This is a genomic window from Varibaculum sp. GTC20041 (genome assembly GCF_055387755.1).
In genome coordinates, this window is the sequence record NZ_AP041144.1 from 1,198,748 (window position 1) to 1,222,385 (window position 23,638).

General features: G+C 51.2%; 21 protein-coding genes, 1 other RNA gene and 1 pseudogene. 12 read left to right on the forward strand and 11 right to left on the reverse strand.

Features of this window, described 5'->3' with window-relative positions; genetic code table 11:
* Nucleotides 1-49 precede the first annotated feature (49 nt).
* Nucleotides 50-991 (forward strand): hypothetical protein, encoded by a 942-nt coding sequence (locus ACZ5BI_RS05140; RefSeq protein WP_316099313.1) that lies wholly within the window; start codon nt 50-52, stop codon nt 989-991.
* On the opposite strand, the gene ACZ5BI_RS05145 is transcribed toward ACZ5BI_RS05140, so the two are convergent.
* Both ACZ5BI_RS05145 and nudC read right to left on the reverse strand, forming a co-directional pair.
* Nucleotides 988-3,096, reverse strand: coding sequence for an ATP-dependent DNA helicase UvrD2 (locus tag ACZ5BI_RS05145; RefSeq protein ID WP_464895778.1), 2,109 nt, complete (start codon nt 3,094-3,096; stop codon nt 988-990). The genes ACZ5BI_RS05140 and ACZ5BI_RS05145 overlap by 4 nt on opposite strands.
* Nucleotides 3,044-4,063: an NAD(+) diphosphatase gene (nudC, locus tag ACZ5BI_RS05150; RefSeq protein ID WP_238128193.1), complete on the reverse strand. Its 1,020-nt coding sequence runs from the start codon at nt 4,061-4,063 to the stop codon at nt 3,044-3,046. The genes ACZ5BI_RS05145 and nudC overlap by 53 nt, the downstream gene beginning before the upstream one ends.
* A gap of 269 nt (nt 4,064-4,332) precedes the next feature.
* Between nudC and rph the strand changes: the two genes are divergently transcribed.
* Both rph and rdgB read left to right on the forward strand, forming a co-directional pair.
* On the forward strand, nt 4,333-5,067 hold the full coding sequence (gene rph / locus ACZ5BI_RS05155) for a ribonuclease PH (RefSeq protein ID WP_464895779.1): 735 nt from the start codon (nt 4,333-4,335) through the stop codon (nt 5,065-5,067).
* Complete coding sequence (rdgB, locus tag ACZ5BI_RS05160; RefSeq protein WP_464895780.1) at nt 5,064-5,723, forward strand: RdgB/HAM1 family non-canonical purine NTP pyrophosphatase; 660 nt, start codon at nt 5,064-5,066, stop codon at nt 5,721-5,723. Before rph ends, rdgB begins: the two co-directional genes overlap by 4 nt.
* Nucleotides 5,724-5,746: 23 nt before the next feature.
* On the opposite strand, the gene ACZ5BI_RS05165 is transcribed toward rdgB, so the two are convergent.
* Genes ACZ5BI_RS05165 through ACZ5BI_RS05180 form a run of 4 tightly spaced genes read right to left on the reverse strand, consistent with a single transcriptional unit; the run spans nt 5,747 to nt 8,241 of the window.
* Entirely contained in the window at nt 5,747-6,532 is a 786-nt protein-coding gene (locus ACZ5BI_RS05165) for an MBL fold metallo-hydrolase (protein WP_316086451.1), read from the reverse strand.
* Complete coding sequence (murI, locus tag ACZ5BI_RS05170; protein WP_024058675.1) at nt 6,529-7,344, reverse strand: glutamate racemase; 816 nt, start codon at nt 7,342-7,344, stop codon at nt 6,529-6,531. The genes ACZ5BI_RS05165 and murI overlap by 4 nt, the downstream gene beginning before the upstream one ends.
* Nucleotides 7,345-7,354: 10 nt before the next feature.
* Nucleotides 7,355-7,948 (reverse strand): DUF2017 family protein, encoded by a 594-nt coding sequence (locus ACZ5BI_RS05175; protein ID WP_316086452.1) that lies wholly within the window; start codon nt 7,946-7,948, stop codon nt 7,355-7,357.
* Complete coding sequence (locus tag ACZ5BI_RS05180; protein ID WP_024058673.1) at nt 7,945-8,241, reverse strand: ATP-dependent Clp protease adaptor ClpS; 297 nt, start codon at nt 8,239-8,241, stop codon at nt 7,945-7,947. The genes ACZ5BI_RS05175 and ACZ5BI_RS05180 overlap by 4 nt, the downstream gene beginning before the upstream one ends.
* 143 nt (nt 8,242-8,384) lie before the next feature.
* Here ACZ5BI_RS05180 and ACZ5BI_RS05185 point away from each other — a divergent pair, with 143 nt between their 5' ends.
* Nucleotides 8,385-9,776, forward strand: coding sequence for a nicotinate phosphoribosyltransferase (locus ACZ5BI_RS05185; protein ID WP_464895781.1), 1,392 nt, complete (start codon nt 8,385-8,387; stop codon nt 9,774-9,776).
* Here the strand turns inward: ACZ5BI_RS05185 and ACZ5BI_RS05190 are convergent.
* The gene (locus tag ACZ5BI_RS05190; RefSeq protein WP_464895782.1) at nt 9,773-10,078 is read right to left on the reverse strand and encodes a DUF3039 domain-containing protein; all 306 of its coding nucleotides are present in this window, start codon (nt 10,076-10,078) and stop codon (nt 9,773-9,775) included. The two genes, ACZ5BI_RS05185 and ACZ5BI_RS05190, sit on opposite strands and share 4 nt — an antisense overlap.
* A 632-nt stretch (nt 10,079-10,710) precedes the next feature.
* On the opposite strand from ACZ5BI_RS05190, the gene ACZ5BI_RS05195 reads away from it, so the two are divergent.
* From ACZ5BI_RS05195 to ssrA, 6 genes are all read left to right on the forward strand, one after another.
* The gene (locus ACZ5BI_RS05195; protein WP_464895783.1) at nt 10,711-12,168 is read left to right on the forward strand and encodes a sugar porter family MFS transporter; all 1,458 of its coding nucleotides are present in this window, start codon (nt 10,711-10,713) and stop codon (nt 12,166-12,168) included.
* Between the two features lies 1 nt (nt 12,169).
* Nucleotides 12,170-13,708: a sulfatase-like hydrolase/transferase gene (locus ACZ5BI_RS05200; protein WP_278611205.1), complete on the forward strand. Its 1,539-nt coding sequence runs from the start codon at nt 12,170-12,172 to the stop codon at nt 13,706-13,708.
* 31 nt (nt 13,709-13,739) lie between these two features.
* Nucleotides 13,740-14,870 carry an ROK family transcriptional regulator gene (locus ACZ5BI_RS05205; protein ID WP_464895784.1) on the forward strand — a complete coding sequence of 377 codons (1,131 nt, stop codon included), beginning with the start codon at nt 13,740-13,742 and terminating at the stop codon, nt 14,868-14,870.
* Nucleotides 14,863-16,212: an anaerobic sulfatase maturase gene (locus ACZ5BI_RS05210; protein ID WP_464895785.1), complete on the forward strand. Its 1,350-nt coding sequence runs from the start codon at nt 14,863-14,865 to the stop codon at nt 16,210-16,212. The genes ACZ5BI_RS05205 and ACZ5BI_RS05210 overlap by 8 nt, the downstream gene beginning before the upstream one ends.
* A 12-nt stretch (nt 16,213-16,224) precedes the next feature.
* Nucleotides 16,225-17,070, forward strand: a complete 846-nt coding sequence (locus ACZ5BI_RS05215) for a sulfite exporter TauE/SafE family protein (RefSeq protein ID WP_316086233.1) — start codon at nt 16,225-16,227, stop codon at nt 17,068-17,070.
* A 139-nt stretch (nt 17,071-17,209) separates the two neighbouring features.
* Nucleotides 17,210-17,588, forward strand: a transfer-messenger RNA (tmRNA) gene (gene ssrA / locus ACZ5BI_RS05220).
* A gap of 408 nt (nt 17,589-17,996) precedes the next feature.
* Here the strand turns inward: ssrA and arsA are convergent.
* Nucleotides 17,997-19,760: an arsenical pump-driving ATPase gene (arsA, locus tag ACZ5BI_RS05225; RefSeq protein ID WP_464895786.1), complete on the reverse strand. Its 1,764-nt coding sequence runs from the start codon at nt 19,758-19,760 to the stop codon at nt 17,997-17,999.
* Nucleotides 19,760-20,128: an arsenite efflux transporter metallochaperone ArsD gene (arsD, locus tag ACZ5BI_RS05230; RefSeq protein ID WP_464895787.1), complete on the reverse strand. Its 369-nt coding sequence runs from the start codon at nt 20,126-20,128 to the stop codon at nt 19,760-19,762. Before arsD ends, arsA begins: the two co-directional genes overlap by 1 nt.
* 91 nt (nt 20,129-20,219) lie before the next feature.
* Between arsD and ACZ5BI_RS05235 the strand changes: the two genes are divergently transcribed.
* Nucleotides 20,220-20,966: a metalloregulator ArsR/SmtB family transcription factor gene (locus tag ACZ5BI_RS05235; RefSeq protein WP_464895788.1), complete on the forward strand. Its 747-nt coding sequence runs from the start codon at nt 20,220-20,222 to the stop codon at nt 20,964-20,966.
* 352 nt (nt 20,967-21,318) lie between these two features.
* On the forward strand, nt 21,319-22,470 hold the full coding sequence (locus tag ACZ5BI_RS05240) for an IS1249 family transposase (RefSeq protein WP_464895789.1): 1,152 nt from the start codon (nt 21,319-21,321) through the stop codon (nt 22,468-22,470).
* A gap of 368 nt (nt 22,471-22,838) precedes the next feature.
* Here the strand turns inward: ACZ5BI_RS05240 and ACZ5BI_RS05245 are convergent, their stop codons facing one another.
* Nucleotides 22,839-23,180, reverse strand: a complete 342-nt coding sequence (locus ACZ5BI_RS05245; protein WP_464895790.1) for a cupin domain-containing protein — start codon at nt 23,178-23,180, stop codon at nt 22,839-22,841.
* Nucleotides 23,181-23,213: 33 nt separating this feature from the next.
* Nucleotides 23,214-23,609, reverse strand: a pseudogene (locus ACZ5BI_RS05250) (SAM-dependent methyltransferase); the annotation flags it as partial.
* Nucleotides 23,610-23,638 lie beyond the last annotated feature (29 nt).

Below are 23,638 nucleotides of genomic sequence, written 5' to 3' on the forward strand. Positions count from 1 at the left end.
TTTTAACCCACTCTAGCGTCGCCCTTTTTCCTTCTGGAATGCTGGAAGCATGAGATTGATTAACGGCTCGGTAATGCTGCTTCGTTCCGGCGGTCAGGCACAATTTGGCACTGGAGAACGCAACGGCTTCTTAGTTAAGGGACTCAGCCCGGTGCATATCGCCATTCTCAAGTGGCTTTTTGAGAAACAAAGTTGGTACAACTCCCATTTAGAACGCCGCTTTCCAGAAAACAAGCAGGAAATCAAGGACATTCTGCAAATACTTAAAGATGGAGGTCTCGTTGCCAAGCATCAGGTGCCAGATGGCGATTGTGCTTGCGCCTTCCACCTCTACGGCTCAGATAGCACGATCAAGAGCCGCAAGCAGGCATTAGTGGGAGTCAGCGGCCTGGGACCTTTAGGAATTACCCTGACTCGAAAACTGGTAGCATGCGGGATTCATTCGCTGATTCTTCGCGATCAAAGCAAGGTAAAAACCCGTGATCTGTGCGTTTATAAAGATGACTATTTAGGAGCTATACGTCAAGATGTGGCTCCCTTAGTCTTGGGAGTTAACAAGCAGCTGCCTAATAAAGCGGTAACCATTGAAGTTGCCATCAGTTCCTACCTTACTAATCCCGCCTGGGCGAGGGCCTGCATTAACAGAGGAGTCCCCCACTTGCCGATTATCAAACGGGAAACCGAGATTGAAGTTGGCCCTTTGTTTATTCCCGGGACTACCTGTTGCCTACACTGTCAGCATTTGTCCAAACGAGATATCGATCCGGAGTGGCCGCGGATAGCTGCCCAATTAGCCTGCGCTGGCCCGGTAATGGCCGACACTGCTCTATCCGAATATGCCAGCGCTTTTGCGGTGCGAGAAATCTTGAACTATCTATCTGGGCTGCCGCTATCTCTAACCGGAGCATCTTGGATTTTCAATCTCGCCGATCCTCTGCCTCAGGTTAGACAATGGCAACCCCACCCCCAGTGCGGTTGCGTGCGGGACTAGTCAGACAGATTTTGCAGCTGCTGGTGAGCAACCTGGTCGGGATTCGTCCCTCGTAAAATTCTTAAAACGTCCGCCCCGAACTGTTCTAATTTGACCGGACCGATCCCTCTAAGCAGTGACAACTGTTTTAGGGTTTGCGGCTTGGCAATGGCAATATCACGCAAAGTGGTATCCGAAAACACGGTATAAGCCGGTTTCCCCTGTCCTTGCGAGACTAGTAATCTCCACTGGCGCAAACGTTCAAAGCGTTCTTGCTCTTCCTGACTGGCCTCATTTAAGAATCGCTTAGTATCTTTGCGCGTGCTGGGGGTACGCACGGTTTTCATCGCGGTTTCTTCCCGCGGCCATACTGGAGAGAAAAACCGGGAACAGGCGCGGGTAGCCTTACGGTCTAGAGAACGTTTTTCCGCGTAACTAACATATAGTTCATCGCGCGCCCTAGTTACCGCTACATAGGACAGGCGGCGTTCTTCTGCCAGTTCTTTTCCTGATTTCGCTTGGGTGATCGGCAGCAGCCCCTCGCTGGCTCCCGCCAGGAAAACAGTTTTCCACTCTAGGCCTTTGGCGGAATGAATAGACGCCAAGGTGACTCCCCCGCCAGAAGGGTCAAGCTGCGCCTGGGCAAGTTCCTGCCATTCCTGTACCAGGGAGGCCAGCGATAATCCCGCTGCCTCTTTGAGCTGCGCCTGCGCGACCAGAGTATTTAACGCCTCCCAACGATCAAGGATTGCCCCCTGAGCCTCAGGAGCCTGCTGCGTCCACCCGAGGGGTCGAGCTAATTCCGCCACGATTTCTCCGAGGTTGCCTTGCGCCCCGCGGCGGGCAATCACACTTGCCTGTTTTAGGAGGGCGGAAACTTCGGGGCGTTTAAAGAATCCTTCTGCGCCGCGCACACAATATTTCACATCTCTATGTGCCAAAGCTGCTTCAAACATGCTGGACTGGGCATTGGTACGAAACAGAACCGCAATATCGCTAGCAGGAATGCCCGCTTCGATTCGTTCCTTAATCATTTTTGCAATGGCTGCCGCCTCTGCCTCATCATCTGGATAGCGATCGAAGTGTACCGCACTACCAGAATCGCGCATCGAGGTAAGCTTTACTGCCTGTTTTTTGGTTTGCTTATCTCGATTAACCAGTCCGTTCGCCAAGGATACAATCTGCGGAGTCGAGCGGTAATCTCGAGAAAGCGTAACCGTATGGGCACCGGGATATTCCTGGGCAAAGTTCACTAAATATTCCGGAGTGGCACCGGCAAAAGAATAAATGGTTTGGGCAGCGTCCCCCACTACACAAAGATCACGGTTCGACTCTCCCAGCCACAGCTCTAACAGGTGTTTTTGCAGGGGTGAAATGTCCTGATACTCATCGACCACGAAGAAGCGATATTGGGAGCGGATCTGCTGGGCAATATCAGGACGTTCCTCAATCATTCCACTGGTCAAAGCCAGTACGTCTTCAAAATCTATAACGGATCGCTCTCTCTTGGCCTCACTATATCCGCGCAAAATATCAGCCATATCGTAAGTGGAAATCCCCGCCGGTGGCTGCGTCCCGGTACTTTTTACCCATTTTCCATATTCTTCAGGACTGACCATACTCACCGCGGCCATTTCGATCGCTGCGCAATAATCACGCACTGCCGCCCGCTCTTTAGGGAGCCCCAGCCGGGCAGCTACCGCGCCTACCAGTGAAGATTTATTCTCTATTAGTTTTGGTAACTGCCCACCGATGGCAGTGGGCCAAAAATACCTGAGCTGGCGCAAAGCCGCCGAGTGGAAAGTGCGCGCTTGCACGCCCTGCACTCCTAGTAGCCGCAAACGTGACCCCATTTCTGCGGCTGCCCGCACCGTGAAAGTCACGGCTAAAACCGAATAGGGGTTATAGACCCCGGTTCGCACCCCATAGGCGATACGATAGGTAATCGCTCGAGTTTTACCGGTGCCCGCACCCGCCCTAATACATACTGGGCCGCGCAAAGCCCGGGCAGCTTTTGCCTGATCAGGGTCTAAATGTTTTAAGAGTTCTTCTGCCTGCTCCACGTCAATCAGCTTATAGGTAGTTGTCTTGGGGACGAACAATTGGTGAGCCCAACCAGTTTTCAATCAAGTTGGAGGCGATTGTGGACGGCCCGGGAGGACTGATTTGCCTACTGGCCACTAACTCCATGAATTCTGCGCGAGTTACCCACAACGCGCGATCGATCTCGGTTTCATCCAAAATAAAATAGGGGATGCGTGAGCGAGCAGAAAACCCCAACATCAACGAACGCGGGTAAGGCCAAGGTTGAGAGGTTAGATAGCGAACTTCATCGACTTCCAGTCCCACTTCTTCCCCAACTTCCCGGTGAACTGCGCCCTCTAAAGATTCCCCGGCTTCTACGTAGCCAGCAATAACCGAATAGAAGTTAGCTTCCCATGCCGAGTTGTGTGCCAGCAGCAACCGGTCGGCCTCATCATTTATGGCAACGATTACGGAAGGGTCTTGACGGGGATAAATAATTTCACCGCACCGGGGACAGTGAAGTTCCCAACCGGCGGCCGCGATTTCAAGCCGGGTGGCGCAACGCGAGCAATAGTTGGTATCTAAGTGCCACAGTCCCAGACAAGTCGCGTGGGTAGCAATGGCCGCATCTTGACCGTTTAAAAAGGCTCCCACTTGACGCAAGGGAATTAGTCGTAGAGATGTTTCCGTGTGTTCAGCAAGTCCTGCCAGTTCATGGTCATTAATAAACAGGGCAACTCGGCTGGTGGCACCGCTTCTGCCCAGGTACCAAGCTTTGCCTGTTTGGTAACGTTCGTCCCAGGACTGTATTTGTCCTAAAAACTGCCGCTCACCGCTAGAAAGACGGTAGAGGCTTCCCGTCCCGAAAGGAGCGGAAACGTGGAAGCGGGAGGCCACTATTTCCGGGCCTACACTGACTCCGTCGCTTAGCGGCAAGAGAACCCGACGCCGATCGGAGACCGCAAAAACTTCCGTCGCGCCCTCTCGCAGTAGGCTGGGTACATGCACGAACTGACGGCACCCCGTATCCAGATCGATGCGATAGCGCGAAAGAGCAGGACTATTCATAACCACTAACCTATCCGTTTTACAGGCCTGTGGCATCTGGAGGATGCGGAAATAGCGCTTCAAAGTTTCCGGCATTTTATTGCGGCGCGCCTAAAATAAGTCCCTCCGAGAAGGCTGCTAATTGCTTCTGTCCATCGAAAACATTGCCCGGAAAGTTGAAACTTGCCGCATTTTCCTCCCCTGGCATCTAAGCCATGCAAAAAAATAGCGGAGGTGCCGCACCTGAATACAAATGCCGACAAAAACCGCAGTCATCTATAATCGGAAACGTGAGTATAGAAAAGTTTGTACGCGCCGATGGACGCGCTTTTGACCAGATGCGACCGCTAACAATTACCCGTGGCTGGGCAAAACAGGCCGAAGGCTCCGTGCTAATTGACTGCGGAAATACCCGCGTTCTCTGCAATGCTTCCCTGACCCAAGGGGTACCGCGATGGCGGCAAGACTCTGGCCTGGGATGGGTGACTGCTGAGTATGCGATGCTGCCGCGCGCCACCTCCACGCGTTCAGGACGCGAATCGGTACGGGGAAAAATCGGGGGACGCACCCATGAGATTTCTCGTTTAATTGGTCGTTCTCTGCGTGCCATAGTAGATATGAGCGCCCTAGGGGAAAACACAATTGTGCTGGACTGTGACGTGTTATCGGCTGATGGTGGCACTCGCACTACTTCGATTACCGGCGCTTATGTGGCTTTGGTAGATGCCATCAAAGTGGGTCAAGAAAAAGGATGGATCCGTCCCGGCAAGGTGCTATCCGATTCGCTATGCGCGGTGTCGGTTGGTTTTATCGAGGGAAATGCACTGCTCGATCTCCCCTATGAAGAGGATTCGCGCGCGGACGTAGATATGAATATCGTGGCGACTGGCTCGGGAAAGTTCGTCGAGATCCAAGGAACTGCCGAGGGCGAAGCTTTCGATCGTTCCCAGTTTAATCAGCTTTTGGACCTGGCTGATAAAGGAATCCAAGATATTTCCCGCATCCAAACAGAGGCGCTATCGTGAAAATACCTCCCGGCGCGCGGCTGATCCTCGCCACCCATAACCCCCATAAGGTACGCGAACTTGCCGAGATCCTCTCTCCTCTAATCGCAGGTTTTTCCCCGGAAATGATTGTGGGAGCCGACGGATTAGGGATCGAAGAACCGGTCGAGGACGGGGTAAGTTTTACTGAAAATGCACTGATTAAAGCGCGTTTGGTGGCGCAAAGAACCGGCCTGCCGGCAGTTGCCGATGACTCGGGACTATGCGTAGACGTTATGGGAGGTGCGCCCGGGATATTTTCAGCCCGTTGGTGCGGCCATCACGGCGACGACCAAGCGAACCTAGAGTTACTGCTCAACCAACTGGCGGACGTGCCTGAAGCAAATCGCGGCGCCAGTTTTGTGTGTGCGGCAGTGCTAGTCTCACCGGCTGGTTTAGAACGACATTGCCTCGGGAAAATGCCTGGAAAGTTGCTTACCGCACCCCGCGGTGAAGGCGGATTTGGCTATGACCCGATTTTTATAGCCGAAGGGCAGCAGCGCTCCAATGCCGAACTTAGTCCGAGGGAAAAGAATGCGCTGTCGCATCGGGGCAAAGCCTTCCGCGCCCTCGCCCCCACGATCGCTGCCACTATTGAGCTAGGAGGAAACGTAACCCCTGCTCAAGCACGACCCTAGCTAGATATGCCCTATAGGGGATCCTAAAGCTCGAAACACATCCCGGAACGAGCAATTTCGAGCTCTCCGCGCCAGGTTGTTTTTACTTCCTTTAACGGCACTTCTGGGTCTGTCCAGGGCTGAATATGGGTGAGCACCAGCTTGCTGGTTCCGGAGTTCTGAGCCACCCGGCCGGCACGATCCCCCGACATGTGGATACCGCGAATCTCATCTTCCCGGGTAAAACCGCATTCAGAGAGGAATAGATCCGAGTTGGTGGCGGCTTGTACCAAGGTGTCGCACTCATCAGAATCTCCCGAATAAGTGAAAACCGCCTGACCGTTCTTACCAGGACCGGTTACCCGGAAGGAAAAAGCAGGAACCGAGTGCCAAGCCGCGAAAGGCTTTATCTGCAAGGGGCCCACATAAAATTCTCGTCCCTGCTTAATATGGTGAAATTCGAATTCTGAGCTGAAGTCGTCGCGGGGACTAAATCCATCTAGGCCACGAACTCGATCCTTTACCCCCTTGGGGGCATACACGGGAATCGGCCCTAGCTCCCCCCTAGGATGCCAACGCCTGTGCACCTGCATCGATACTATATCTGAGCAGTGATCCGCATGCAGGTGAGAGAGTACTACCGCGTCCAGTTTTGTCGGATCCGTGTAGTTCCAAATCTGCCCGAAAGAGCCGGGACCTAAATCAAAAACTACCGAATAGGTGTGGGGTAGACCGAGAGAGTCAGTTCCTTCTGCCTGTAAAAGATAGCAGGATGCCGGGGAGGCCGGGCCAGACATGGAACCGGTTACCCCCACCACTGTCAGGATCATTTGGTGATCTCCTCCTGTTTAATTCCGTTAAAATCAGCCCCCATTATTCGGGAAGCGAGGGCGATAAAACTCTCTTTAGTTTCGGTGCAGATAAAGTGGTGATCTGCTTTTTGTGCCCCAAAAGAGCGCAACATTTTTTCTTCCACCAGTTCGCCATAAACTTTTCTGGCAGCTGCTGAGGATGAAGAAATCAAGGAGACGTTCTCTCCCATGAAATAGGAGATTGGTCCTTCTAACAGCGGATAATGGGTACAACCGAGAACTAAAGTATCTACTCCTGCTTCTTTGAGCGGAGTTAGATACTCTTCAGTAACGTCAAATAGTTCCTGAGAGGCGGTGATCCCTTCTTCTGCGAATTCAACGAAACGCGGGCAGGCTTGGGTGAAAACCTCCGCCCCCATTTTTGAAAGCTTCCTCTGATACACCCCGGAATCAATGGTTGCTCGGGTGCCGATGACTCCGATCTTGCCGTTACGGGAACGGGTGACCGCGTGTTCAACTGCGGGCTGCACCACTTCGACTACTGGAATTCCCTGCTCTTCTTGGTATCGAGTCCTCGCCTGATCTAACACCGCACACGAAGCAGTATTACAGGCAATTACCAGCATTTTCACCCCAGATTCCACCAGGGAATCCATAATAGACAGCGAATAGCCCCGCACAGTTTCCAGGTCTTTTTCCCCGTATGGAGTGTGGGCAGTATCCCCCACGTAACGAATCTCTTCGCGCGGCAGCACATTCAGAACTGCACGCGCGACCGTTAGTCCCCCAACTCCGGAGTCAAAAATACCAATAGCGGCTTCATTAGTCACAAAAAATAGCCTAGCTAGGCCGCGGCCAGCAATCTATCGCCTGCAACAGTGAATCTTGCCACCCAGAGAGCCATTCATAAAAGGATGACACCAGGACTTCTTCAAATTCTTCATCCCTTGATTTCGGCGTTACCTGCGAAGATTCGAAAGAATCGTGCTGTGCTCCTTCGTCGCTATCACCCAGTTTAAGTTTGCCAGATATGGCCAGACGCACATCGTTGGTTCCGCTAAGCCAATCCCACTCTTGCCCATTTTCGATCACGATCACCGGGCCGGTTTGTGATGAAAGCAAAGAGTAGAGGCGCTCCAGGCGCTCAGCTTTCTGGGTACGTAACTGCGAATCGGTCAAGTCACGCATAGTTTGCGCGGTTGCCTCATCGGCGGATCCGGGCGGGAGTAACCGATCCAAAGAGGCGTTCTCAAGATGCACATTGCTGTCGGGGGTTTCTTCTTCGCCCTCCCCTAACATCGTGGTGATTTCAAAAGGCAATACCGGCGGATCGAGTAGGGTGCGCACTTCGCAAATGGCTTGCAGGAACAAGTCCCGTTCAACTGCCCCCATCGGGCATTCCCACCCTCCGGGAACGGGACGAAAGGTATTCATTGTTGATCCGGTCCGCCCAAGGTGGCGCGCAAACCATAACCGTGCAACGCCTGCACTAGAGCTTCCATTCTTTCGCGAGTGCCCGCGGCAACTTCCGTTTGTCCCTGATTAAAAATTTCTAGCCGGGTGCGCTTGGCTTTTTCCCGCGGCATTGAAAACTGGTGAGCTAATACTCTTTCTACGTATCGCGGCTGGTTAACTGGATCCCGGAAGATAGTAACCCGCCACTGCTTTAGGCGAGTTCTGTCCGAATACGGTGGAGTACCCGGGTCAGATACCAGATCATTAACCATACGTCCAGACTATTAGGAAGTCGCAGGGAATGGGGGGTTTTGAAAAATATTTCTATTTCGGCAGCCACAATCGAGCCCAGAACCGCGTTTTCGCCCATAAGGCGAAAACTGGATTATTACTGGTTTGTGAGTATGCTGAAACCATGAGTTCTTCAGTGACCACTTCTTTGTTAACCGATATGTACGAACTGACCATGGTAGATGCTGCCTTGCAATCCGGAACCTGGAATCGCGGCGCTATTTTTGAGCTGTTCGGCCGGCGTCTACCTTCGGCACGTCGCTTTGGAGTGATGGCTGGCAATGCCCGCATTATTGAGGCTCTGGAACGTTTTGAGTTTTCGAGTGAAGAGATCGACTATTTGTCGCGGGAAAAAATAGTTTCCGATGACTGTCTGGATTACCTAAAATCCTACCGGTTCCAGGGAAATATTCGCGGTTATACCGAAGGGGAATGCTACTTCGAGTCCTCTCCCCTAATGCAGGTAGAGGGCACCTTTGCGGAGTGCGTTTTATTAGAGACCCTATTACTTTCGATCCTAAATCATGACTGCGCGGTAGCTAGCGCTGCCTCGCGAATGACTATCGCCGCTCATGGGCGCCCCTGCGTAGATATGGGAGCGCGACGCACCCATGAACGCAGCGCAGTTTCAGCCGCCCGCGCCTCCTACATTGCTGGTTTCAGGGGGACTTCCTGCCTGGAAGCCGGCAAGCGCTATGGGATTCCCACCATCGGAACCGCCGCACACTCTTTTACTTTGATTCACGACAGCGAAGAGGACGCCTTCCGCGCACAGCTGGCCAATCTGGGGCCCGGCACCACTCTCTTGGTGGATACCTATGATGTTCCGCGCGCAGTTAAACGCGGGGTTAAACTAGCGCGGGAAGCTGGCGGGGAACTCGGCTGTGTCCGTTTGGACTCTGGAGACCTGGTGGCGGAAGCATTCAAGGTGAGGGCGCTACTGGACTCTTTGGATGCGCAAAGCACCCAGATCACAGTCACCAATGATCTGGATGAATATGCGATTGCCGCTCTTGGGGCGGCGCCGGTTGATTCTTATGGGGTGGGTACCAAGATGGTAACTGGCTCAGGTATCCCCACAGCCGCTTTGGTTTACAAACTGGTACAGCGGGTCAATGAAGACGGCTCCATTCACGACGTTGCCAAGCGTTCGACCTCTAAATCCACTTTGGGAGGACGCAAGTTCGCGGGGCGTGCCCGTGGCGAGGACGGATACGCCAGCACCGAATTGGTAGTGGTCGCCGATAACGCCGAGCAGGCTGAGGCCGAGTTCGCGCGTCGCAACGCCCGCCCGCTGCTAGTAGATCTGGTAACTGCTGGGGAGCCTAACCGGAGTTATACGGGTAAACAGGCGCTACAGGATGCTCAGGATCATCATATAAAGGCACGTAACGAGCTCCCCTATCAGGGATGGAGGCTGTCGGCAGGAGAAGCGGCTATCCCCACCGAGATTATTGATTTAACTGAGCGCCAGGACGAAGTAGAAGCCCCCACCAGCGCAGATCCGCGCGGCTAGCGGGAGCCGGGACCGCGAAATGGCCAGTCGGGTCCACCGGAGGCATCCATCTCTTTTTTGATCTCTACGCAGCGCGGACAGATCGGATGGTTTCGCACCTCCCGGGTGGGAACCCAGACCTTACCGCAGAGGGCAACCACCGGCTGCCCGGTGAGTCGGGAGGTAGCCAGGCGATGAGCGGACACATAATGCGCATAACGGTCTTTATCTCCAGGCTCTTGCCTGGAAGTTTCGGGGCGCTGAAGTACTCCTACCCCACCCTCGGTCTGTCCGCTATTTGGATCCGATAAGCCGTTACGCATTTCCATACCCTCAATCTTAACTACTCGCGGCAGAAAAATGTCGGTAGCTTTGGATTTAAGGGTGACAGCTGAGGGAATATTTGCTGACTGCGAAAGATTCTTTCAGATTTTTAAGCTAATAACGGGTAATCCCCAGCTTCTGACGTTTTTTGAGTACTAGCTCCGAGCTATTGCAGTTTCAAAGGGTTTGCACGCTTCAAGGGCTTCGTGGGCGAGGATATCGCTCAAATTGCTAGGCATATCTCAGGGCTACTTGGCGCGCTCGCAGGAGTGTGTTCCCGATGATGCGTTCAAGCAGATTCCCTAGGAAAGGTTCGCGAGCTGGTATGCAGCATGACCGCACGTGGCTAAGCCGGTATTGGACTATCCCAGGTTTTGTTCCGTTTGAGTAGATGGGAAAATCTGGGACAGTTCAAATTGACTGTATTGCTCATCTGGCTCTGGTAGTCCGCCGCGGATACTGATAGCTCATATTAATACAATAGACACCCGTAGTGATGTAACTCACTAAATTCTTTTTGTCCATCAAATTGAGCATATTTTTCCGCTTTTTTAATAGAAAGTGAGCCAGAAAACCGCAGACTTGCTTAACCGAGCAACGGATCTGACTCTCAACTTCAAGGAAGAGGAACATGAGCGCTTCAACCCCGGTGGCAGAGTTGCCACCCGAAAAAGTTAAAAAAGCCCGACGAACTGCCACCATCATCGCCCTCATTGCCACCCTAGGCCCATTCTTTTACGGTTTCGAAGGAATGGTACTAAACGGAGCTATCAAAGCAGTCGCTGGAGATTTCAAGCTAGGAACTATCGCCCAAGGTTTAGCTGGTTCAGCTGGGATTATCGGAGGTCTAATAGGCGCGGTATTCGCTGGAAGAATCTCCGACAGAATTGGACGCAAAAAAGCTCTACAACTAGTAGGGCCTTTTCTGCTATTTGAAGCTGTTTTCGGTGCTTTCAGTCCCCTGCTGGGAGTTCAGGGAGGATACTTTTTCTTAATCTTTTGTCGAGTGATTGGAGGAATCGGCTTCGGGGCAGCGACCACAGTAGCTCCCGGCTATGTGGCTGAGATTTCTCCCACCGAAATTCGAGGACGCTTAATCGGTTTCCGCCAATTAGCTATTATTTTGGGGCTATTCCTAGCCGCTTGGATTAATAGCGCCATTCTAGCTATTGCCGGCGAACAAGGCTCCCTCGCGGTAATGGCGTTCGGGCTAAAGGCCTGGCAGTGGATGTTTTTATGTCTACTGATACCAGCAATTGCATTCGTTATATTGACGGCACTAATCCCAGAATCGCCTCGCTTCTTAGTATCAGTAGGTAAAGACGAACAAGCAGCTATTACCTTGGCTAAAGTGTCGGCAGAAGCAGATCCGGAGGCAAAAATTGCCCAAATTCGGGCTTCTTTTGGACAAAGCGGAAATCGCAAGCTCACAATTAAAGAAATTATGTCTTCTAAATGGCGTCCTCTGGTTTTTGTTGCTATGGCAATTGCTGCTTTCCAACAGCTCACCGGAACAAATGGTATCTTCTTCTACTCCAATAAGCTCTTTGAAACTGTAGGGTTTAGCGAAGAAATGGCATTCCAACAAACCACTCTCCTAACTTTCTTCAAAATCGTGGGGGTACTTACCGGCATTTTCCTGGTAGACAAAGTGGGACGCAAACGAATGCTAATGGTTGGCGGCACCATGATATTCGTTGCCTTAGGGTTGGTGGCTCTAGTATTCACAATCGCCCCCGCCGGCCCGGATGGGAGCGCCGATGTTGCTAGCCAACCCATCCTCGGCTGGATAGCAGTGGGTGCCCTCTGCCTTTTCCTCTTAGGATTCACTTCCTCTTGGGGCCCTATATTCTCAATATTGATGGGAGAAATGTTCCCCAACGAGATACGGGGAGGCGCAATGTCTCTAGCCAGCGGTGCAGATTTCTTAGTCAACTTCCTAGTGGTTTTCTTCTTCCCCTTCCTAGTTGCCTGGTCTCCGGCTGGCGTGTACTGGATTTTCTTTGTCTTCGGTGTGCTAGCCGTTATCTTCACCGGAAAATTTGTCCAAGAGACATCTGGAAAACAACTTGAGGAGATGGGAATCTAAAATGACTACTTCCGAAAATAGCACCGCTAAAACGCGAGTTATCCCAGATAATGTACGTAATGTACTGGTGCTAATGACCGATCAGCACCGAGTCGACACCATTGGTTGCCTAGGGAATCCCCATGCTAAAACTCCAAATATCGACCAATTAGGTGAAAACGGTTTTGCTTTCACAAACTGTTTCACCCCAACCGCGATCTGCACCCCCGCCAGAGCCTCCCTAATGACTGGAAAGCTTCCCCTAAAACACCAGGTGCTAGCCAATCCAGAATGGAATATCGCTTACAACACTGACATTCCCTTAGATAGCTGGACTTATACACAAGAACTACGAAATCACGGCTACAACGTAGGTATAGTGGGCAAATACCACTGCGGATACAATCTGCCTGACAAATTCGGAGCCGATGACGACACTTATTGGGGAGCTGAAAACCCAGTTGCGAACGAAAAATATGTCGCCTGGCTCAAAGAGAACAAGCTTCCCCCGGTGAAAGCCCATGATTTGTGGCGTGGAGAGCTACCAGGGGGCAGACCCGGACACATTATCGCCGCCCGCCTCGACCAACCTGAAGAAGCAACTTTTGAGCGTTTCTTGACTGACCGGGCAATAGAGAAACTACGCGAATACGCAAAAGACTGGAAACAAAGCGGTAAGCCTTTCTGCTTGGACGTCCATTATTACGGCCCCCACTTACCCTATTTCTTACCCGATAAATGGTTCGACCTGATTGACCCAGACAACGTGGAGTTACCAGAAAACTTCGGGGACACCCTATTTGGGAAGCCGCCAATTCAACAAAATTATGCAACCTACTGGTCTACCTCAAGTTTCACTAATGAACAGTGGAAGAAACTAATCGCCGTATATTGGGGATATGTGGCCATGATCGATTACGAAATTGGCAGAATAATGCAAGTAGCACGCGAACTCGGAGTACTAGATGATACTGCCTTGTTCTTTTGTGCCGATCACGGTGAATTTACCGGTTCGCACCGAATGAATGACAAGGGGCCGGCAATGTACGATGACATTTACAATGTTCCCTTTATCGCACATATTCCCGGGGTGTCCAAAGTAGGACGCAGTGACAAGTTCATTTCGTTGATCGACTTACCGGCTACCGTCATGGAAATAGCAGGACTTCCAGAAAACCTAGTCGAGGACGGACGTTCAATTGTGGACTTAACCCGAGGAAATGAAGTTCCGAACTGGCGCGAAAACATCGTGTGTGAGTTCCATGGGCACCATTTCCCGCTGCAACAAAGAATGCTGCGCACTAACGATTTTAAACTGGTAATGAATCATGAATCTATCAACGAGTTGTACGATCTACGAGTAGATCCAGCAGAAATGAATAATGTCTATACCGTGCCAGTTTACGATGAAATCCGCAAAGAATTAGCCACTGAACTGTATAAACAACTACGAGAACGTGGCGACCATTCTTTTGCAAAGTGGATGGCAGCAATGACCGATTTCGACATTCCCTTGGTCAACACCGCTCGGTCCGACCTTGACGAAGTATTAACTGATTAATAGTAAATAAATACACTAGAAAGGAGCCTGGATGAGAACGCGGCTAAGCGATCCGTTTGAATTAGAAAACCGAATCGTCAAGCACCTAAGCCAAGCACCCACTTCTCGCAGGGAGCTAGCTAGAGCGTTAAAAGTATCGCGACCAACTCTAAGCCGCGCTCTCGCCAGGCTCTTTAGCACTAATAGCATTACCAGTGTTACCGGAGTAACAGAGGACGAAACACCTTTACGTCCTCGCGGCCGCCCAAGTGAGACCCTATATTTACGGGAAAAAACCGGCTACGCAATCGGTATCAACATTGCCCGTAATAACGCCACTGCGCTCATTATGGATCGCGCCGGAAATGTGCTCGATAAATCTAGTAAAGATTACTGCTCTTTTTCTGACTGGACCGAACCTCTAGCCAGTATTTGTCAGTTAATCAGTGATAACGCACATCTAAAAGACCTTGATTTAACTTCACTATCTGGAGTGGGAGTAGGTATCCCCGAGCCTATCTCCCCCCACCTAACCGATAGCGTAGAGCAAACAGTATCCAAGTTTTGGCAATGCCTGACAGTCACTAAAAACGTAGTAGAAATGTCGGGGTTAGGCGAATCGCGATCAACACAGCCTCCCCAAGGGGACAGGCAACTATACATACGTATATCCGGCGGAGTCAGCTGCTGCTTTACGGTAGATAGTGCCACCACCGGATCGCCAGTAATCGTAGGTGAACTGGGACACCTCCCTGCCGAAGGGCAAGACTTACGCTGCTATTGTGGACGCACCGGATGCCTCGAACAGTTCACTAGCGTACCCGCCCTGTGCAGCTTAGCTAAAGTTAGCAACCTTACCGAGTTTGCTCAAAAAGCCCAGGCAGGCGACCTCGAAACGGGAGATATTCTTCAACGCGCACTAACCTATCTTGCTCAAGGAATCGAATATGCAGCCCTCTTGTATAATCCGAAAACCATCGTTCTAGGTGGAGAACTCATAGACATCTTCCCGGCTCTGTCGAAGCAAATAGCAGCAGCAGTAGCTCCCCGCCTATTTCATAATCCCAAAATAGTAACCGCCAAGCTCGCCGATAGCGACGTTGCCTTAGGGGCAGTGGCAGCGGTTTATAACGAGTTGGCTGTAAGAAGACGAGAAGAGTCAATAGGTAAAATCTATGAGTAACCCTCAGACACTTTCAAACCGGCAACTACCATTTGCAGTAGTGACCAAACCGACCGGAGCTGCCTGTAACCTGGACTGTAAGTATTGTTTTTTCCTTTCTAAAGAGCTGCTGTACAACGCACGGCAGCAAACAATGAGCGAAGCGACTCTCGAACTGTATATTCAGCGTTTCCTGCAAGCCCAGCCTGATGGAAACGTAACTATGCTGTGGCAAGGCGGAGAACCTACGTTACGGGGTCTAGATTTTTATAAATTAGCTCTAAAACTTTGTGACAAATACCGACGCCCTGGGCAAGTAGTTAAACACGCCCTGCAAACCAATGGCACTCTAATAAACACTGAATGGGCAAGGTTTTTGTTCGATAACGATTTCCTGGTGGGAATCTCCCTTGACGGACCAGAAGAATATCATGACACTTATCGAGTCAACCGAGCTGGTCGCCCCACCCAAAAAATGGTGTTAAAAGGCTGGGAACACCTCCAGAATTACGGAGTCAAATGCAATATTTTATGCACCATACATCACGCTAACCAAGATCATGGCCAGGAAGTTTACCGGTATTTTCGTGATTCTTTAGGGGCAGATTTTATCCAATTCATTCCCATAGTTGAAAGAGTTAATGACAAAGATTTAGCCCAGGCAGAAGCCGGTTGGAGATCAAGAAAAGACCGTAATCTATCAAACGAAAAGGTGGGGCTACTATATAGGCAGCAAGGTCAGGCAGTTACCTCTCGTAGTGTAGAGCCAGAAAAATATGGAGTGTTTCTGCTGGAGGTATTCAACGAATGGATACGTCACGATGTGGGAAAAGTATTCGTTCAAGATTTTGACGCAGCTCTCGCCGCAATGTTCGGGCAAATAAGCAACTGCGTACATGCTCCAAGTTGTGGGAACAACTTCGCCTTGGAGTTTAACGCCGATGTTTATGCTTGTGACCATTGGGTAGAACCAGATTGGAAACTGGGAAACCTGCGCGATAAAGACTTTTTCGACCTAGCTAATACTGAACGCGCTAAAGAATTCGCTAAGAAAAAGAGCCAGCTAAGTCAAAAATGCCTACACTGTCGATACCTGCGACTTTGTTATGGGGGCTGCCCTAAGGATCGCTTTGTTACCTCAGACAATAAACAGCCATCACCGCCGGAAGCAGTCAAATCGGCCACTGGTGGGCGAAATCCGTTTCCCTTGGAGGACTCCAGACCTTTGGATCCGCCTCAAAACTATTTATGTCCTGGTTACCACTATTTTTATCGCAATATTTTCCCTACCTTGCAGCAGATGACTGCGCTAGTAGCTAGCGGTAAACCAGCAGCAGATATTATGGAAAGAATCATTGATTAAAGGAAGAAGACAATGAGCCTACTTTTGCCGATAGTAGTTGGAATCTGCGTAGGCATTATCGTCGGTCTACTTGGGGCAGGAGGAGGAATCCTCTCGGTTCCCATACTGGTTTATCTGCTGGGACAATCTCCCCATAATGCCGCCGCTGGTTCGCTGCTAATTGTGGGAGCTACCTCCCTAATAGCCCTGATAGGCAGACGTAAAGAAGTCCATTGGAAGCAAGGGGCAGTATTTGGGGCGCTTTCAATTACGGGTTCTTTTATCGGGTCGTTCCTAAACTCTCTGGTATCACCGAATCTATTAATGTATCTGTTTTCATCCCTACTTGTAGTAGTTGCCGGATTAATGTTCCGCAAGGCTGCTAAAGAAAAAAATGCGGCCGGTGGGAAACCGCGAACGATGTCCCCCTATACGGATGCGAATAAGAAAGTGTGTAATAAAAATACCCGAGGAAAGGAAAACTCCCAGAGGCCGAATTCTCGCCTACATCACTGGATTACCATTATTGTTGCAGCCGTTCTGATCGGGGTTTTAACCGGATTCTTTGGGGTAGGAGGAGGATTTGCGGTAGTACCTGCCCTCACTTTGATAATGCATTTCGACATGAAAGAGGCATCTGCCACTTCCCTATTGGTGATGGTGATTGCTTCCCTGGCAGGATTAGCTGCCAGAATGGGTACCGCAATCCAGATTGATTACCTAAGCGTACTGCCATTCGCCTTCGCCTCAATGATTGGAGGTCCGATCGGCGCTAGCTTAACCCGGAAAACCAAATCCACTACTTTAACGTTCCTGTTCGCCTTATTACTGCTGATAGTAGCTGTTTATACGCTGAGCGCCACGTTATTAGGGGCGTAAAATCAGTCAGGATTCCGGTTGGGTATTTTCATTTTTCGTGGCATATTTCTCTTGACTAAAAATCGGTTTATGGAAATAATGGTCAGAGCATTCACACTGGGTGTTTAACAATTCAAGTTGGGTGTTTATTAATTTAATAGGGGTCGATCGGTTTCGACAGCTGGTATTGGTTGCAGAGAAGCGTGCCGAGAATGTGGAGTCATCTCGCTAACGTCCTTCACAAAACAATAAGTGCTAAACATAACCGCACTGACTTCGCTCTAGCTGCTTAAGCAGAGCCTTTAAAAGTCCGTCAGCTCCGGGGGTGCTTCTACCTCGGTTCCTGGCGTCGTTTTTCAGGAGCCACTGGCTGCAGTTTTCGTCAATGGGATTGCAGCGACACTTTACAGTGACTGAGCCTATAGAATCTCTAGTTTGCCAAGTAGATTCAGGCTGAGAAAAAGTTCAGGCAGACTGCGCACGGAGAAGAATGCAGGAATACCAGTTGGACCGGGGTTCGATTCCCCGCGGCTCCACCATGAGGAGTCCGAACGGTGAAAAGCTTTAAGCTTTTTCATTAGTGAGGACGACGAAATGGTGCGTAATCCCGTCAGGGATTACTAGCACCATGACGAACTCTAACGGCAAACAAGTTTGCTTGTTAGTGAGGGTGAGGAAACGGTGCGCAACACGAAGTGTTGCTAGCACTATGAATGCAGGTCACAGGTTTACCCTGGGGCCTGCATATATTTTAAGCCCGGGAATCGAACCCGTGAGGGCTCAGTGGCGTGAGGATCGGGATGAGCCGTGCATATCGCCTGGTTGCAATAATTAGGATTCAAACCATTCAAGTCTCAAAATAAAAACGGCCACCCCGTCTGTCCAACCATTTAAAACTGGCAGACGAGACGAGGTGACCTATACGACTTAGCTACGGTAAATCGCTATTAACGTAGTTCATGGTCGAGCATGACGGGCAGTTGAACCACTTGTACCCCTGCCTGATCAGCGACCGAGTTAATTATCTCCTGTTGCGCATTGGCTCGTCGTAGCAGGAACGGCGATGACGTTTCGGTTGCTGGGAGTGACTGGTTGATTACCCATGCCCATGGTTCAATACCTGCTCGCGACAGGTCGGCGGCGAGGGATTGTGCCTCGAGCATTGGCGTGGTTTCTGGCAGTGTCACGAGGATTGGCCGGGTCACTTCCCTATCTTGCAGGCGTTGGAGCGTGGTCGCGGAATCGTCACGTCCGGATTGGCGCATGAGTTCGCGGTGGTAGGATCCAGTGGCGTCCAGTAATAGCAGGGTGTGTCCGGTGGGGGCGGTATCGAGGACGACCCACTGGTTTTGGACCGTTGCTACGACCTCAGAAAATGCTTTGAAAACGGCCACTTCTTCCGTACATGGGGAGCGCAGGTCTTCCTCCAACTGTGCGTACCCGTCGGCATCGAGAGAAGCGCCTTTGGTGGCGAGCACTTCTTCGCGGTAGCTAGCCGTCACCGCGTCCGGGTCGATAGATGACATCGTCAAACCTTTGATGCGATCTTCGAGGGAAACATCAAGGTGATTCGCGGGATCCGTGGTGGATAGATGCACTGGCTTGCCGCGCTTAGCGAGCTCCAATGCCAGCATTTGCGCCACGGTGGTTTTGCCAACCCCACCTTTGCCCATACACAAGACGAGTTTTGGTTTCCCCTTTGCTAGCTCATCCACCAGATGGGATAAACCAACGTGCAGTTCGGAATTGGACTGCGCAGGGCTCGGCTCTAGTGTGGGATCCGCGCTCGAAGTTGCGTCGCCGTCAGCCTCGCCCAGATGTAACAGGCCGTCTACCCCCATCACCGGGTTAGCGTTCAACTCGATCCGTACCGTTGGAACACTATTGATCGCGCTCAGCTGTGTATTCGTGGCAAGGCCATCTAGTAGTGCCTGTTCCCGGGCATAAATAGACTCCGAAAGCTGATCGGTAGCGGCGCTCACTGGCAGGATCCCATTGATCACCAACAGTGCGGGTTTAATTCCCATCTCAAGTAGTTCACCGGTGGAACGGTTAGCTTCTTGCAGGGTCGAGATTTGCGCCCTAGCCACCAGCACCAGTGAAGTTTGTACCGGGTCAGACAGAGCAGCTACCGCCTGGTGATAGGTTTGCCGGTTCTTCTCTAACCCCGACATCGGCCCCAGACACGAGGCGTCACCCGCGCCTTTATCAATGAAACTAGACCAATCACCGGGTAAGGACAGTAACCGCAGGGTGTGTCCGGTCGGGGCGGTATCGAAAATGATGTGGTCATAGTGGCCAGTAATGTCTTCATTGGTTAGATAGTCTACGAATCGATTAAAACTAGCGACTTCAACCGTACAGGAACCGGACAAGGTTTCTTCGGTTGTTGCTAACACCTCGGGTGGCAGCAAGCCGCGAACCGGACCCAGGATAGATTCGCGATACCGATCCGCTTCTGCCTCCGGATCAATCTCTACCGCATCAAAACCAATAGCGCCGGGCACCAGGTCGGTTAGCTCTGCTCCGCTCGATCCGATCTCACGGCCGAATACCTGCCCGATGTTCGAGGCTGGATCAGTTGATACTAGCAGTACTCGTTTACCTTCACCTGCCGCGCGGGTAGCTAAAGAGCAAGCAACCGTAGTCTTTCCGACTCCGCCTTTACCGGTAAAAAACGCAAACTTGGTGCTCAGTTCAGGAAGGGACATCAGCAGCACCCGCTTCCGCCACAACAACCAGACTCAACTACGGGCAAAGTTGTCTTTCCCTCCAGGGATGCCCCCGCGAATTGTCGGAGCTGATCGGCTTTGGGATAGGAACCAGTCGCGACGATAGTGCCATCAACCACAGTAACTGGTAGGCCGTCTGTGCCAGCTACCTCCATATAGGTGCGAACCGGTTCGCAAGCCGCAAAATCAGTAGGGGCAGAAGCCAAATTATGCCGGGTTACGGTAATGCCCTCTTTATCCAGGGCGGTCAGCGCCGCGTTAAAATCAACGAGAGCCTGATCTACGTCGGTTCCGCAGACTCCAGAAGAACAACACAAAGCCGGTTCATAGATATCGATTTGACGCACAGTTAACTCCTTACATTTCGATGATTGTCGAATCGACACAAACTCTATCACACGTTTCGATGGACGTCGAAACGTGTGATAGAGTTCTGGTATGAACAGCCAACACGCTCCAAATTGCTGCCCCGCACCTGCAATCGCCGGCGAAGGTCAATGCCAGGACGCGGCAAACATTTTTGCGGCACTCAGTGATGTCACGCGACTGCAACTGGCTCTGTTCATATACCGCTGTTCACCGAACCCGGTGTGCGCATGCTCATTTCCTGAGGTTTTTAACATCAGTCGGTCAACCATTTCGCACCATCTCACCAGGCTGGTAAATGCTGGCATATTAGGCCGCGAACAGCAGGGTAAGTGGGCCTACTATTCGATCGCCCCGGATTTTGACACTCGACTCCTTGACGTTGTCGCTAAACACATGCCTCAACAACCCACAAGCCGAAAGGGAGCCACCGAGACCAGAATCCTTTTTGCCTGTCGGCAAAACGCTGGTCGCTCACAAATGGCAGCTGCCATTGCGCAAAAACTAGCCAGCTCTGACGTGACCATCATGAGCGCGGGCACCGAACCGGCCGAAGAAGTACACCCCGAGGTGCGCGACGCCCTCGCCGAAATAGGGTTAGAGCCGTTTGCGCAGCCAGAAAAACTTGATCCGGCAAAAGTGAAGATGGCAGATTGGGTAATCACGATGGGATGTGGCGAATCATGCCCAATTTTTCCCGGAACCCACTATGAAGACTGGGAGGTGGCTGATCCGTCGGGGAAACCCGTAGAGGTCGTACGCGAAATCCGCGACGAGATTACCAAGCGCGTAAGAGAGCTACTAAACCGAATCGCTTAACGAAATATCGCTTCACATCCCAAGCAATGCCGAAACATCATCACTCGGAAAACGACGGCGACTAGCCAAACCATTGGAATGAACCCAACACTCGGAATTTGCACCCACCCAGCCGGGTTTTGACCCCGACCAGAGCCTGGTATCAAAATGAACATCTAAGTAACTATGAGAAGTCCGAACGATGAAAAAGCCTTCGGGCTTTTTCATTAGTAAGCACCATTAGGACGCTCCTTTTGATACAAATGAGCGTTCTATTTTTGGGTTAATACCTGAATTGTGTGTATAAATTCGTTGTTTTTTGGGGTTTGATCAGGGGTTATGATGGTTTGAATATGCTTTGAGAGCATATTGTGTGAAGAGTGCTTGTAATCGACCGGTTTGTGGTGTATGCGGAGAAAAACTTGTCAAGAATGGTCGCACGAGTGCTGGCAGGACTCGTTGGCGTTGCCTGGCCTGCGGGGCCTCAACAGTTAAATCACGTCCTGATATTAGTGCTAGAGCCCAAGCGGACTTGTTTATAAAATGGCTGCTAGAAGGCTATTCGATTAAGCAACTCGGGATAGCTAAAACCTCTTTTGCTACTAAAACCGCTTGGTGTTGGAAGGTTAGAGTACCTAAGCCACAAGTTACCGGCGAGATATATGACCAGATCCTTCTTGACGGTATCTACCTTCCCTATAACTGGTGTCTTATCACCGCTACTAACGGCAAACGAATCATTGACTGGCAGTGGTGCCAAAGAGAAAACGCGCCCGCCTACCAAGCATTAATGAACAGACTGCCACCACCACAAGTAGTGGTAACTGATGGCGGGGCAGGCATTAGAAAAGCTCTGCGAAACACTTGGCCTAAAACCCGCGTGCAACGTTGCCTTTTCCATGTTAAAACCAATACCATCACCGACTTGACCCGTAGACCAAAAACTGCCGCTGGAAAGGCACTCCTAGCTCTTACCAACCAGTTATTAACCATCAATACCCCTCAAGAAGCCGCTAACTGGATTAGATTGCTACACCAGTGGCACCAGCTCTACCAAGAGTTCATCAACGAGAAAACCTACAGCACCAACCCCAACGGTAAAACCCACTGGTGGTGGACACACGAACGCTTAAGGAGAGGCTACAAACGCTTAGAAAGACTTTCTAGATCCGAGAACCTATTTACCTATCTAGAGCCCGAATTCGCTAACAACAACATACACCGCACTACCAACCAGCTAGAAGGAGGCATCAACGCCCCCATCCGCCGCCTACTCAACACCCACCGCGGTCTATCCGAGCCCCACATGAAAAAAGCCATCCAATGGCTAATCAACCAAAAATCTATAGACCCCACCGACCCCGTAAAATATCTCACCACCCAGCACAAACACCTAGACCAAGAAAAACTGTCCCAAACACAGCCAAACCCGCCCGCCCCGCCCGAATACGACACCGCCATCGACTACAACCCGGCCTACCAAGACGGATCCCTACACATCCGCAAAGGCTGGGCAGGACACTAAACCAACCCGACACGCCCGAAAAATACACACAATTTGGGTATTAACCCCTATTTTTATATTGCTGGCCGCAGGGTTTTGGATTGTCAGGGCTGATTTGCAGGTTTTACTCGTGAAGCTCGCTTGGCTCTTCTGAGGTCGCCGAGGTGATGTGCCTGAGGCCTACCCTTCGGTAAAAACTGCCCCCACGCTCTCGTTACGGCTCGTATATTTGGACGCTATCTTGCTGGGCGGATACTTTCTTATACCCTTGCCTCAGCGATAACTCCTTTGCACGCTTATGGTGCAGCTTGTATATGCGGGGCGCTTCCCGGCCAAAAAGATAAAACTAAACCGTGTGATTTCTCTTTTAACTAGCCGTTCCTTTGAGTTTAAGGTCTTGCCAGCATGTACAGCACCATTTTTGATGGCTTGATGGCTTTAACAGCATGCGGCAATCGGGTAGTGAAATGTACTAACCCACCAGGTAGTAGGGTTACGGTTTTACCGTCGGAAGTGATTTCAAGCTCACCTTCTAAAGTTTCGACGAGCACCGGCATCGCAGCCGTATGCTCGGACAGTTCCTCGCCGGCATCGAAGGAAAATAGCACGACGTTGACGCCCTCAGCGCGCAGCAAAGTTTTTGAGACAGTTGATCCTGCCGCGTACTCAACTTCATTAGCTAGATTGTTAATAAAACCTAGGGCTGGAGATGCTGGAGTTTCAGCGCTCATGACGGTAACCTTTCAGGTGATCAGGAAGATAAATTACTTGGATGGCTTCCTAGCTATTATAGCGATTCCGTTCAAGTGGTCGCGGTATTTGTTGAAAGTGGATCGCATCTGAAGAACCCGGGCCCGTAGGTCTTTATCCCGGATCAGGTTACGGATAATCCGGGCAACCCGCAAGAGGCCTTCATCTGCCAAGTTGCGCCTGGGCGATAGTAACGTCATCGGCGCAAAACCTATCCATTCCACCTCAAAGCCAGCATTAGTCAGCACCGCACGCCATTCACTCTCGGTCAGCGGGCGCGCGTTAACTCGAATCGTCCGGGCTAATTGCTTGCGTAACCCGTCAGCCAACTTTGGGTCAATATCATTTTGGGTGAGCCCGAGCTCGTGGATGGCGTAATAACCGCCGGGTTTGAGGAGACGAAATGCCTCTAATTAACTAAACCTGTAGACGTCGGGTC